Annotated in this window: 8 protein-coding genes; all 8 read right to left on the reverse strand. The window is 51.3% G+C overall.

The genetic code is table 11. The features are described from left to right. Positions 1 to 2 precede the first annotated feature (2 nt). The gene (locus tag EV209_RS04470; protein WP_243647486.1) at positions 3 to 2,738 is read right to left on the reverse strand and encodes an ATP-binding protein; all 2,736 of its coding nucleotides are present in this window, start codon (positions 2,736 to 2,738) and stop codon (positions 3 to 5) included. A gap of 237 nt (positions 2,739 to 2,975) precedes the next feature. After that, a complete protein-coding gene (locus tag EV209_RS04475) occupies positions 2,976 to 4,031 on the reverse strand; it encodes an NAD(P)-dependent alcohol dehydrogenase (RefSeq protein WP_130433448.1) in 1,056 nt (351 codons plus the stop codon). Positions 4,032 to 4,150: 119 nt separating this feature from the next. Further along, positions 4,151 to 4,819 (reverse strand): deoxyribose-phosphate aldolase, encoded by a 669-nt coding sequence (deoC, locus tag EV209_RS04480; RefSeq protein WP_130433450.1) that lies wholly within the window; start codon positions 4,817 to 4,819, stop codon positions 4,151 to 4,153. Positions 4,820 to 4,829: 10 nt separating this feature from the next. Further along, positions 4,830 to 5,552, reverse strand: a complete 723-nt coding sequence (locus EV209_RS04485; RefSeq protein ID WP_130433452.1) for a GntR family transcriptional regulator — start codon at positions 5,550 to 5,552, stop codon at positions 4,830 to 4,832. A 59-nt stretch (positions 5,553 to 5,611) separates the two neighbouring features. Then, positions 5,612 to 8,815 (reverse strand): UvrD-helicase domain-containing protein, encoded by a 3,204-nt coding sequence (locus EV209_RS04490; RefSeq protein ID WP_130433454.1) that lies wholly within the window; start codon positions 8,813 to 8,815, stop codon positions 5,612 to 5,614. 36 nt (positions 8,816 to 8,851) lie between these two features. Continuing rightward, entirely contained in the window at positions 8,852 to 10,300 is a 1,449-nt protein-coding gene (locus EV209_RS04495) for a M20/M25/M40 family metallo-hydrolase (RefSeq protein ID WP_130433456.1), read from the reverse strand. A 224-nt stretch (positions 10,301 to 10,524) separates the two neighbouring features. Beyond that, positions 10,525 to 12,552 carry a beta-galactosidase gene (locus tag EV209_RS04500; RefSeq protein WP_130433458.1) on the reverse strand — a complete coding sequence of 676 codons (2,028 nt, stop codon included), beginning with the start codon at positions 12,550 to 12,552 and terminating at the stop codon, positions 10,525 to 10,527. After that, the gene (locus tag EV209_RS04505) at positions 12,549 to 13,556 is read right to left on the reverse strand and encodes an FAD-dependent oxidoreductase (protein WP_165388808.1); all 1,008 of its coding nucleotides are present in this window, start codon (positions 13,554 to 13,556) and stop codon (positions 12,549 to 12,551) included. The genes EV209_RS04500 and EV209_RS04505 overlap by 4 nt, the downstream gene beginning before the upstream one ends.

Here is a 13,556-nt window from a genome sequence, read left to right on the forward strand (position 1 = left end):
CCTCAGCCAAAATCTGAAACACGTTTCAATACAGTGTACAGATATTCCACATCCAGCGGCTTCGCCACAAAGGCATTCATCCCGGCGGCCCTGGCGGCCTCCTGGTCTTCTCTGAAAGAGTTGGCCGTCATTGCAATGATCTGGATTTTTCCGGCGTCTTCATGGCTTGATGACCTGATTTTTTTCGCAGCTTCCAGCCCGTTCATTTCAGGCATCTGAATATCCATTAGGACCGCCTGGTATTCCCCCGGTCTGCTGTTCATAAAGTAATCCACGGCCTGCCTTCCATTCTCCGCCCGTATTACTGACGCGCCCTGCATCGCCAAAAGTCCCTGGGCAATTTCCGCGTTAAGGTCATTATCCTCCGCCAGCAGAACCTTCATCCCCTTGAGCATATCCGAAGGCGATTTCACTTCTGGCTGTGCCATGGAAATTTCCCCATAGGGGAACTCCACTGTAAAATAGAATTCGCTGCCCTTTCCGGGGCTGCTCTTCATGCGCAGCTCTCCTCCCATCAGGCTCACAATATTTTTGCTGATCGGCAGGCCCAAACCCGTTCCCTGAGATTTTGAAGAGCTGGTGCCGGACTGCTCAAACTCCTCAAAAATTCTTTCCTGGGCTTCCTCTGAAATACCAATGCCATCATCTTTCACCCGAAACAAAAACCGGGAACCGCTCTCCTTATTTTCTGATTCTGTTACCTCTAACAGCACATGTCCGCCGGCAGGAGTGAACTTAAACGCATTGGATAGCAGATTGGTGAGCACCTGGCGCAGTCGCAGTTCATCTCCGGTAAAACCATCATGCTGCATTTCTTTTTTCAGGCAAAATTCCAATCCCCGGCGTTCCGCTTCCGACGCCATCATGCTTTCCAGCTCATTTAACATTCTTCCCATGGAAAACGGCTCCCGGCTGACTGTCATTTTACCGCTGTCTATCCGGCTCATATCCAGGATATCGCTGATCAGGCTGAGCAAATAGCGGGAAGAGGACTTAATTTTTTCTAAATTCTTACGAACAGGCTCCGGCACGTCCTGCATCATACTGGTAATATCCGTCAGCCCCACCACCGCGTTCATGGGCGTCCTGATCTCGTGGCTCATACGCGATAAAAATTCTCCCTTCGCCCTGCTCTCCGCCTCTGCCTTTTCCAGTTCATTCTGAATTGAAGCGGCTCGCATCCGGGAACGCATCACTGCCAGCGCTGCCGCCGCAAGAGACAATACAAATACAGCTACCACACATACAAAGAATACCGGATTTGAATGGATTAATTCTGATAAAGGAGTTCTGTTGAAACCCATTAAAACAACATTCTTATTGAGAATCGTGCTCTTTTCATCTTCAGGGATCTGATTGACCGCTTTATTGATAATCGTTAGCAATTCCGGCTCCACAGGCCTCTGCAGGGCAAAGCTTATTTCACTGCGGTCATTGAGCAAGGCGACTGGCACCAGATTTGTATAGTCCCCCTGCTGGATATACTGTTCCATATGAGAAGAAATACCATATACAAAATCAATTTTCCCTGCATTGACTGCGTCCAGGGCCTCCCTGATCGTATCAAACTCTCTGATTTCAGCTGCCTCAATTGATTCCGGTCCCTTCCTCCCTTTCAGCACGCCCCCAATCAGGTTTTCTCCCGGATAACTGACTGCTTTATTTCTCACCACAATACCGTTCAGCGCCGCATATGGCTTTGTCAGCGCCAGCCCCATCTGAGCCGCGTCATCTTCTGATCCCAGAAAAAATCCCAGCATATCGGCTTTTCCTTCCTGGACCATCTTAATAGAATCTTGATAACTCTCTGCGAAAAGATATGTGAACTTCAGCCCCGAAAATTCTGTTACCTTGTCCAGAATGTCAGGGATCACACCATTGTGCACATCCTCCAGAATATTTTCACAGAACAGCGGATGCCACTTATCCACCACCGCCACCACGATGCTTTCTTTTTCCTGTACATAGGCAATTTCTTCCTTATTCAGCTGAAAAACATCAGTCTGAACATTTAGAAAATTTGCTTCATAGGTATTTTCCCAAAAATCCGGATCAGATTCCATGATTTTTTCCAGCGCCATATTCAGCTCATTCAGAGTTTCCTGATCTCCCGGCTGCGTCACAATATAATGCGGCTGAGAGTCATACGACGCCACCTGTTTAAAGCCATCAGACAGCTCCTGGCCGTTTCCCAGAAGCAGATCCACCTGGCCTTCTCTCAGAAACCTGTACAGATTGCCATCCTCTGACAAGTCTTCCAGTCCATATTCCTGTATGGTGCAGTCCAGCCCGTTCATGGCAAGGAATTCCTTCAGCCTCCGCACATTTTCTACCGCCCGGTCATATACGCCGATCACCTTACCGTTCAGGCTCTCCAGACTGACGCTGTTCACCGAATCATCATCCTTACGGGCCAGCAGAACAGACTTGCTGTAGCCGCAGTTATATTCAGGATATCCAAAATACTTTTCAAATCCCTGTATATAATAAGTTCCGCCCATCAAGTCAAATTTCCCTGCCAGAAAATCATCCACCACTTCTTCAGCAGTGGACTCTACATACTCATAAGTCCATCCCGTATATTTTGCTATCTCATTGAGATAATCCACCACAATCCCGCTCCGGACGCCCTTTTCATCCATCTCCGTAAATCCCGGAGTCTCCGGAAATGCCACTCTGAGCACTTTTGATTCCTTTTCTGCTGATTCAACGAGAACAGGCGGCAAAAAAACTGTCAAAATTACTGCTATTAAAAAAAATGAGAATATTTTTCCCGGAATTTTCCGCGCTATATTCATAGATACTCCTTTTCCATACACGAGTATATTCATACCTGGATTAATATTTTCATTTTACCATAATATATTGGGTAAGTAAATCACATAAAAATACCGGTTTTCCTGGAAACCTCAGTCCCCCCGGAAAACCGGTATAAAATTAAGCTGCCTGCCAATTTTCAGATTTCAGGATTTTCATCAGATCATTACAACAGGCTTAATCAGATCCCTGGGCTTATCTTTCATCAGCAGCAGGGCCTCTTCCATGTGCTCAAAGCCATTAAACTTATGAGTAATCAGCCTGGAGGTATCCAGACGGCCGGTTTCCATCAGAGAAGCCAGTTTTTCCATCCGCAGACGGCCGCCGGGCATCAGTCCGCCTCTGATCGTCTTATGTCCCATGCCGCAGCCCCAGTCCACACGGGGGATCCTTACATAGTCGCCTGCGCCAAGATAATTCACGTTGCCGATCACTCCGCCCGGCTTCAGCATCTGCACTGCCTGTGCAAAAGTATCCACATCTCCGCCGGCAATCACCACCCGGTCCACGCCGGCGCCATGGGTCTTTTCCATAATCTGTTCCACCAGGTCTCCATTGCGGTAATCAATGATGTCCGTAGCGCCGTATGCCTTTGCTGCTTCCACACATTTTGTTCTGGAACCTACCGCATACAGGCGGGACGCCCCTCTGAGGGCAGCCGCTGCCACTGACATTAAACCGACAGGACCGATTCCGATCACACACACCGAATCTCCAAACTGCACGTCCGCCAGCTCTACGCCGTGGAAGCCTGTGGGAACCATATCCGACAGCATAACAGCGGCCGCAGGATCAAGGCAGTCCGGCAGCAGCGCCAGATTCGCATCTGCTTCGTTTACATGAAAATATTCTGCGAACACGCCGTCTTTAAAGTTGGAAAATTTCCAGCCGGCCAGCATCCCACCGGAATGCATGGAAAAATTCTTCTGCGCTTCCAGAGACCCCCAGTCAGGTGTAATGGCAGGAACAATTACCCGGTCTCCAGGCTTAAACTCCTTCACCAAAGCGCCTGTTTCTACCACTTCTCCCACTGCCTCATGGCCAAGAATCATGTCATGACGGTTTCCGATAGCGCCTTCCCAAACCGTATGGATATCAGATGTGCATGGCGAAACCGCAATCGGTTTCACGATGGCGTCCAGAGGGCCGCAGGCAGGCATTTCCTTCTCAATCCACCCTGTTTTCCCAATTTCCAGCATTGCATAACCCTTCATACAAAAACCTCCTCTATTGTTATTATTTTAACATAGAGTCATTATATCATACAAACATCATATTTTCAACAGGTATTTGTATATTTTTAGGTATGTTTTAGTCCTCTTTGCAATATCTTTTAAGTTTCCTTTTCAAAGATACTTTTCCAGGTCTGGATACCGATTCCAAATCTTGTGCAGCCCAGATCATACATCTGCTCCATTAATGCGCGGCTCCTGATTCCGCCTGCCGCTTTTATACGGACCTCCGGCCACGCCTTAAGTCCCTCCCGAATCCCTGAAATCATCTCGCAGGTGGATGGGCCCGCCCATCCTGTGCCGGTTTTCACAAAATCCGCTCCGCCTTCCGCAGCAGTGCTGCTGGCGGCTGTGATTTCTTCCCGGCTTAACAGAGAAGCCTCAATAATCACTTTTAACTGCCAGGGTCCTATAGCCTGCTTCACCAGCCTGATTTCCCTGCTGATTTCACCATATCTTTTATCCCGCAGCCAGGAAAGATTCATTACCATATCAAATTCCCGGCAGCCGGTTCTCAGCAGCTCCTCTGCCTGGTAAATTTTTCCCGCTGTGCTTTCCCCGCCTGACGGAAAGCCAATCACACTGGCCGGTTTCACCAGTTTCTGGCCTTCCAGCAGCTTTACTGCTTCCGGCAGATGAGATGGCATGACAAATACCGCGGCCATCTCATGTTCCAGCGCCAGCCGGCAGGCAAGCCGAACCTCCTCCACTGTGTGGATCTGTCTCACGCAACTGATATCCAGCATTCTGATTAAGTCCTGATCCTTCATAAAATCCTCCTCAGCGCATCCTTCCGAACCCCTCTACCTCAATCTGATAATAACTGCCCAAAATTTTCACCCTGTCACAGCATACAGGATTCCCCGCGGGGCTGTAGCATACCCTGTCCACATGAAGCAGCGCGGCTCCTACCGGGACGCCCAGTATTTCTGCTTCAAAAAAATTTGCTGTTACCGCTGATATCGTATCTTTTGTCCTCTCAATTTCAAACTGATAATTTTCTTCCAGATGCTGATACAAAGAGACAATCCCCATCTCTTTTTCAATTCCGGGTACAAGCCGATAAGGAATATAATTCTCCATAATACAAACCGGTTTTCCGTCGGCTTCCTGAATCCTCTGTACATGTGCCACTTCTTCAGAAGGCTGAAGTTCCAGCAAGCCCGCTATCCGTTCCGGGGCACGGTTTTTTTCAATATACAGCTTACGGGTGGAGACCAGATAGCCTTTCTTTTTCAGGGATTCCGTCACTGACGTCACATGGGTGTAATCCTGTTTTGCCGAAAAATCCCGGATCATTGTTCCCCGGCCCTGCCGGATATCCACATAGCCGTCACCTGCCAGCAGCTCCATTGCCTTTCTTATTGTAGAGCGGCTTACACCGTATTCTTTCTCCAGCTCTGCCTCTGTCGGCATCAATGTGCCGATCCCATAACGGGAAGCCAGGATCTCTTCTTTAATTTTTTCATATACCTTCTGATACGCCAGCATCTTCGTACGCATTTTTAAATTTCTCCTTTATTGATAAAAGCTTTCAGCTTTCCCCTCTGCGGTCCGGGAGTTTACTCCGGCATAAAGTCAAACAGGCTGAGCTGGACTGATTCCCCGCCGTTCTTTTTCCTGCCTGCTTCTTCCCATACCACGCCGGCCTCTTCCAGGCCTTCCAGGAATATGGAAGGCTCCCCTGAAGCAGTGAGGATCAGTTCTTCCTTCGCCCTGGTCATCCCCACATAAAACAGCCTCCGCTCTTCCTCCACATCAGCCGTCCCCTTTCGCCCCTCAAAGGGAAGTTCACCTTTATTCACCCCATATAGGATCGTCACGGGAAATTCCAGGCCCTTGGACCCGTGCAGTGTCATCAATGTCACCGCGTCTGCCGAATAATTTTTCCCTCCGCACCGCTTCAAATCACTTTCCACACCCAGGCGCACCGCATCCAGTAGTTCGGCAATATTTTTATAAAATACTGCCATACCGGACAGTTTCTGCATCGCCGGATGATTTTCCAGTCTTTTTTCTCTCATCCATTCCCCCAGAATCACGGCTGGTTTTTTCTTCAGCAAGGGCCTGTATCTCTCTGCCTGCTCCGCCAGCACAGCTTCTGACAGCTGGTTTCCCTCCAGATCCCAGGCCAGTTTCAGGTATTGCTTACCAGCTGCAGAATCTCCGCAGCACAGGTATCTGAAAAAGCATAGAGCCTCCTGAACCTGTTGTTCCTGCAGATAATCCTCCCTCCCTGCAACAATATAGGGAATGCTCTCCTTTTGAAGGCATTTTTCCAGAAGCTCCGCCTGCCTGTGGGTCCTGTAAAGCACTGCGATGTCTGAAAAGCCTCTGACCTTTCTGTTCTCCTTACCGCCGTACTTTCCATGGGCTTCCAGCATGTCCATCCCCCCTACCTGCCGGTTAATCTCTTTTGCTGTAAAAATAGCTTCCGCCAGACCGCTCCCGGCCTTTACCACCCGCACGGGGATATCGGACTCTTTATTTGGCGTCAGCTTCCGCTTTGGCCCGGGGTTTTCAGATATAGCCTGAAGGGCCGGCCTCAGAACCGCGCCTGTAGACCTGTAGTTTTCCGTCAGCCGGATCACCTGCATATCCGGGAAGTCTGACTGCAGCCTGTCAAAGCACCTGGCGTCAGACCCGCGGAAACCATAAATGGACTGGTCCGGATCGCCAATCACAAACAGTTCTCTGCCAAACTTGTTCCATGCCTGAATCAGGCGGTACTGCAGCGGGCTGATATCCTGAAATTCATCCACCAGAAGATACGAAAAACGGCTACTCTGAAATTCTCTGTTTTCCGCCAGCCTAAGTGCTTCCACAAGCAGATCGTCAAAATCCATCAGTTTCAGTTCTCTCATTCTCCGGCAGTATTCCTCTATGGCCGGACAGCTCTCCCTGTTTTCTCCTGTTTTTGCCAGAGAAACCTGCAGCAGAAAATCCTGGACGCTGCCAGCCCATTCATATTCCTTTTTTACCTGGCCAGCCAGTTCCTGCTGTACCCCTTCTTCTGCCAGAATCGAATCCATACCCGAATCCTGCAGCATTTTCAGGCAGATTCCATGAAAAGTACCTGTCTGTATCCTGCCCGCCGCACTTTTGCAGCCAGGTTCCCGGCAAAGCCGCTCTTTCAATTCTGCCGCCGCTTTATTTGTAAAGGTTACGGCCGTGATCATGGAGGGCTTCACCTTCCTGCCCTGAAGCAGATAGCCCAGATGGGAAATCAGAGTTTTTGTCTTTCCCGTCCCAGGCCCGGCGATCACCGCCGTCACCCGGGCCTGGCTGCGCACCGCCTGCTGCTGTCCATCGTTCAGCCCGAAAGCCTGAGGAGGCGCTTTGGAAATTGTCTCAGCAGCCGCAGCCGACTCCTTTTCAGCTAAATCAGCCTTGTAATTCTTCTGAACAGAGCTGTCCAAGACACCTTTCCCGCAAAATGTTCCAGGCCCGGACACGCTCTGTCTGTCCTCCTTCTGTCCTCCCTGCATGCCCAGACAGTCTAAAAAGCTGATCTGGCCGTCGGTATTCGAGATTTCAGAAGGGTCGAACAGCCGGATCGTGCCGTATTCCCCGTCAAAACCGGGCAGTCTGTCCACCTTCTTGTCCCGCAGCCTGCCAATCCCCTCCGCCACCAGGCGGCCGGAGACTTTCCGGATATCCTCCAGGGGGACCTTCCTCAGGATATCAAATTCTGCGCCTAAAGTTTTCAGCATCCTGCAGTATTCCTCCTGAACCTTGCGTCCGGAAGATGAATGCCCGATGGATGCTCCGATCACTTCCGGCAGGGGCACCAGGCTTTCAAAAGCTTTCGCCCCTTTAGGAACATAACCTTCCTCCCTGTCCGCCAGCTGCTCCACCCGGTGAGATACGCCTATTGTCAGCTTTTTCCCACAGACAGGGCAGATTCCGCGGCATGCCTCCGCTTCCCTGGGCGACAGGCACAGATTGCATTTTCTGTGCCCGTCATAATGATATTTTCCTTCCTCCGGGAAAAACTCCAGGGTCCCGGAAAGCCCCAGTCCCCTCTGGATCGCACCTTCGATTCCGGAATAAGACAGCTCGATATCAAAAAGATTTGCTTCCCTGCCCAGTTTGGCAGGAGAATGGGCGTCAGAATTAGAGATCAGATTATATCTGTCCAGGCCGGAAATCCGCCAGTTCATGGGCGGATCTGAGGAAAGCCCTGTCTCCATGGCATGAATGTGAGGCGTGAGATCCCCAAAGCATTCTTCTGTGCTGTCAAAGCCGGAAAAAGCGCCAAACAGCGAAAAGTGCGGCGTCCATATATGGGCGGGAACAAAAATAGAATGCAGGCTCTGTTCCAGCGTGATTTCCAGCAGGTCGCGGCAGTCCAGGCCCAGAATCGGCCGTCCGTCCGAATGGATATTGCCGATGGTTTCCAGCTTCCTGGACAGAATTTCCGCGTTCTCCAGGCCTGGAAGCAGAATCAGGCTGTGGACCTTTCTTACTTTCCCATTTTTCTTATAGATAGAACTGATTTCTCCCGTTATAACAAAACGCGGCTGCATCGCTGTGCGGGCCGATGCATCTTCTATCCGGTATTCTTTTTTCAGCGTATAAAGGCCGTCCTCAGCCGGCTCCAGTTTTTCTTTCAGCTCTTCTCTCCAGGCCGGGTGGGTGAAATCGCCTGTCCCCACGATCTGGATTCCTTTTTTTCTGGCCCATAAATCCAGCTGTTCCGGGCTGCCGTCCTTGCTGGTGGCTCTGGAATACCTGGAATGGATATGCAAATCTGCAATGTACATTGTTGTTCCTTCCCTTCCCTGTGTAACTTTTTCCTTTTATCCCTGGCTTTTTCTGATCACTGCCTTATAGAAATCCACACCTTTGGTCAGCGTATTGATATTCAGGTTTTCATTCAGGCCATGAATACTTTCATATTGCTGCTCATTGATATACAGCGGCGCAAAGCGGATGCAGTTTTCACAGATATCTTTATAATACTTCGCGTCAGTTCCCCCTGTCATCACATAAGGCACCACCCCGATTCCCGGAAACAGCTCATGGATCACTTCTTCCACCAGGCGGAATTCCCTGCCTCTGTAATTAACCGCCGGGCAGGGGTAATCTTTATAAATCACCTCTGCCTCCAGGCCATGCTTTTCTGCTATCTCTGTGATCAGCTTAATGCTTTCATCTGTGGGCTGATGAGGGATAAAACGAAGGTTTGCGGTCACATAGGCCTCCTGAGGCAGCACATTCAGGCCGCCGGAGCCCTGCATCATCGTAAAAGCTATGGTCGTCCGGAGCATGGCCGCCCCGGCAGAACTGATAGAGGGCATAAGTTTCTTCAGCAGGGGCTGAAACAGCCACATATTTGCAAATATTAATTTCATAGGGAAGGTCATGTTGGGAGTCAGCCGCCGAAACATCTCTGTCACCGTTTCATTAAAATCCACTTTAAACGGATCATGTTCCTCCACATCCCTGATAAAAGAAGCCAGCCTGGGCACAGGGGTATTTTTCCCCGGGGCGCTGGCATGGCCGCCGGAGCCTCTGGCCGTGAATTTCATATCCCCATACCCCTTTTCCAGCACGCCCACCATAGCGTAGGTGCCGCGCACGCCGCCGATGGGTTCCTTCAGGATCATGCCCCCTTCATCCACCAGCAGTTTCAGCTTTACTCCCTGCTCCTTCAGATATTGAACGGTTAAAGGAGCCCCTTCCCCGCTGAATTCCTCCGTACAGCTGCTGGCGATATAAACATCCCCGTCCGGCTGGAAGCCGTCTGCAATCAGCTCTTCCACTGCGCTGAAAATACAGCTCAGGCTGCCTTTGGTATCCACGGTCCCTCTGCCCCAGATCACACCGTCTTTAATAGTCCCGGAAAACGCAGGTTCCTTCCACCTCCCTCCTGCTTCCACCACATCGCTGTGGCTCATCAGCAGAATGGGCTCGTTTTCCCCCTTCCCCTTCCATTTCAGCAGCAGGCTGCCGTTAAACACATATTTTTCGCAGGTCTGGAATACACCTGGGTAAAGTTTCTCCAGCAGCTCATGGAACAGATAAAATTTCGTCTTGTCCTCACTGAACCGGCTGGATATGGTTTCATGCCGCACCATCCGGGAAAGATTTTCGGCATAGGCCTGCGCCCTTTCCGGTTCCTGATAGCTGATTTCCGCGTTCAGGGCTTCCGTAGGCCTGCACAAACAGGCGCGCACCAGCGTCGCTGCCAGAAGCGCCAGAATTACTGATGCCAGAACCCCAGGTACAATCCACAAAATTTCCATAAAGACTCCTATTTTTAATTATCTTTTTTCCAAAACAGATACGTGATCGCAACTGCGGGACCGAAGGCCGTAATTTACTGCAGAACGATACTCTTTCAATTTGTCCCCATACCCCAGGACATACAGGGAAGGGGATGCGGCGAAACAGGCATTTTTCCGTTTCACCGCACCCCCTTTTGGGGTTTGTTTTCAGTATAATGGAATTAGTAAGAAATGTCAAAATATCATTTGCCGCATCTGATAATTTCTGTTTCCAGAGGGGCGAGCAGGAGCATTCCTTCCGATGGCCTGTCCCTGAACAGCGCATGGCCAAAAGGCGCTTCCAGCTCTATTTTTTTTCCGGAGAAATTGCTGTAAAACCAGTAGGTAACCTCCCCTTTCCGGCGCACCGACAGCTCCACACCTACAGGAAGCGGTTCTCTCCTGCATGCCAAATCTGACTGTTTCAAAAGGCTGCCGTATAGTCCTGTGAGGAAATCCCGCCCGGCTCCGGCAGCCAGATACCAGACCGTACCTTTTCCCCAGTTGTTTCTGGTCAAAGCAGGCGCGCCTGCATACCAGCTTTTTCCGTACACCGCCTCTGTTACGGCTTTCTCCGGCCTGATCTGCCCGCAGTAACGGGCGCAGGGCCATTTCCCTGACAGCCCCAGGCTGTTCCCGGAAAGACAGCAGATTTCATTCACCTCCTCTGGATACAGCACGTCCAGCTCTTCTTCCCAGATTCCGGCCAGCCGGCGCAGCGGCCCGGGAAAACCACCCTGAAAGCACAGATCGTTTTCATCCGTAATCCCTGAAAGACTGGTCAGCACCAGAATTCCTCCCCGATTTACAAACTGTTCCAGTTTTTCATCCATCCCCGCTTTCAGCAGGTAGAGCATGGGAGCGGCCAGAAGCTGATAGCCGTCCAGAGGCTGTTCCTCGTCGATAAAATCCACGTTCACTCCCCACCGGCGCAAGCCTGCATAATGTTCCCGAACAGTTTCCTCATATCCTTTTTCCTTTCTGGGGCCAATGGACCCTTCCACAGCCCAACGGTTTTCCCAGTCATATAGAATTGCTGTTTTACAGGGATTTTCCGCTCCGGCAATTTCTTCCGCCCTCTTTAAAAGGGCCCCCAGTTCTTCCGTTTCCCGAAACACCCGGGTGTGTTCATGGCCGCTGTGACCGATCACTGCGCCGTGAAACTTTTCGAATCCGCCCCGGCTTTTTCTCCATTGGAAATATTGTATGGAATCCGCCCCGTGGGCGATCGCCTGCAGACAGCCGGCCGCATGCATGCCGGGAGGTTTCGGTTTGGCTGCTTCTGTCCAGTTTGTCATGGAGGGCGTGGTTTCCATGAGCAGGAAAGGCGCCTTCTTCAGCGTCCGGGTCACATCATATTCCATCCCTGCGCCCAGAGCTGTTTCAGCGTCCGGCCCCTTTCCCCATTCGGGATAAGTGTCCAGCGCCGCCACATCCAAATCCTGCGCCAGCCGGGGATAGTCCACTTCAATCAGTGTTCCGATCATATTGGTGGTCACAGGCACATCCGGGGAGCCTTCCCGGACAGCTGCGATTTCCAGATTCATAAATTCCCGGGTCTGTTTCGTCACAAACCGTTTCCAGTCCAATGCAAGCCCCTGCAGCGCTCTTTCTCCGACGGAGGAAGGGGAAACAATCTGCTCCCAGTCTGTGTAAGTTTTAGACCAAAAGGCGGTCCACCAGGCCTGGTTCAGTTTATCCAGAGCAGTGTATTTTTCCCTGAGAAAATTCCGAAAGGCCTCCTGGCACAGAGGGCAGTGGCATTCCCCATGATATTCGTTGGAAATATGCCAGGCTGCCAGAGCAGGATGCCCGCCGTACCGCCTGCCCAGCGCCCGGTCCATGCGCTGCACCAGTTCCCGGTACTTTGGAGAAGTATAGCAGTGATTCATTCTCATTCCGTAAAGATTTCTTCTTCTGTCCTCCGCAACCCTCAGCACCTCCGGATACGCTGCCGCTGCCCAGGCCGGCCTGGCTCCGCTGGGGGTGGCCATAATTACAGAAATACCGTTTTCCCACAGCCGGTCCACTCTTTCATCCAGCCAGGAGAAGTCGTATTTCCCCTCTTCCGGTTCCAGGGCCGACCAGGCAAACACCCCCAGTGTAACCACGTTGATATGGGCTTTTTTCATCAGGCGGATATCTTCTTCCAGAATTTCCGGCCTGTCCAGCCACTGTTCCGGATAATAATCTGCTCCATGGAGCAGGCGGCCGCTTCCGGAAACCGTCATTTTGCCGCCTCCGGCATCTTTTGCAGCGCCGCCTCCGCTTCTTGGGCAACACGGATTCCCAGCCTGATGGCTTCCAGATTGGAGTATCTTTCTGTTTCCTGATTCATCAGAAAAAGCTTGTTTTCATATATTCTGCCAGAGGCTTTCCTGGTCCCGTACAGATTCATCACCGGAGCTGTCTGGATAATTGAGACCTTTTCCATTCCCGGCCCGCTTTTACGAAGGTCATCCCGCAGCCTGTAAGAAAATAATCTCAGGCCGGCCTGGGCGTCAGAGAGTGTAAATCTGCTGAGCTCCGGGAGGTCTGCAGTCAGCCCTGTCATGATCAGCTCTCCAAAGCGGCTGCTCCAGGAACAGAAGAGATGATCCGCCGTAAAATGGATTCCCTTCCAGTCCATGGAAAGGCCTGAGGACATCTTTCCTGTCAGCCAGCCTTCGCCCTCTCCCGTAACGGTTTCTATTCTCTGTCTCCAGGTTTCTTCTGAAACTCCGTTCCATTTTACCGCAGCGCTGACCCGGCTTTTTGCTGCCGTTCTTTCCAGACCGGCGGCTCCGGCCAGTTCCAGATCTGCGGTACCGTCAAGCAGGATTTTGGAGCTGATTTCCAGCGTCCCGGTTTTTACCGCCATCCTGGCAGATACTCCGCTTTCACCTACCCCCACCTCTTCCGGAAAGATATGGGTCAGCGCCGTCACCCCGGCCTCATCCAGCATTTTTTTCAGCACTGCCTTCAGCTTCTGATCCTGATACAACGGTCCTGAAAGTCCTTCCTCTGCCCCTGCTTCCCTGAGAATCCGCTCCCTGTATTGCCTGACCTTTTCCTCTTCTTCCGATTCCGCCGGAAGCCAAACTTCCAGCCCGTTCGTGCACATCCCGCCTAGAGAACCGTTTTCCTCTGTGAGCAGCACCTTTCTTCCCCTGCCGGCCAGCTCTACGGCAGCAATACATCCTTCCAGACTGCCTCCCGCGATCAGCGCGTCATATATTAATCTGTCCCCGCACAT

This window comes from Cuneatibacter caecimuris, from assembly GCF_004216775.1.
GTDB lineage: Bacteria > Bacillota > Clostridia > Lachnospirales > Lachnospiraceae > Cuneatibacter > Cuneatibacter caecimuris.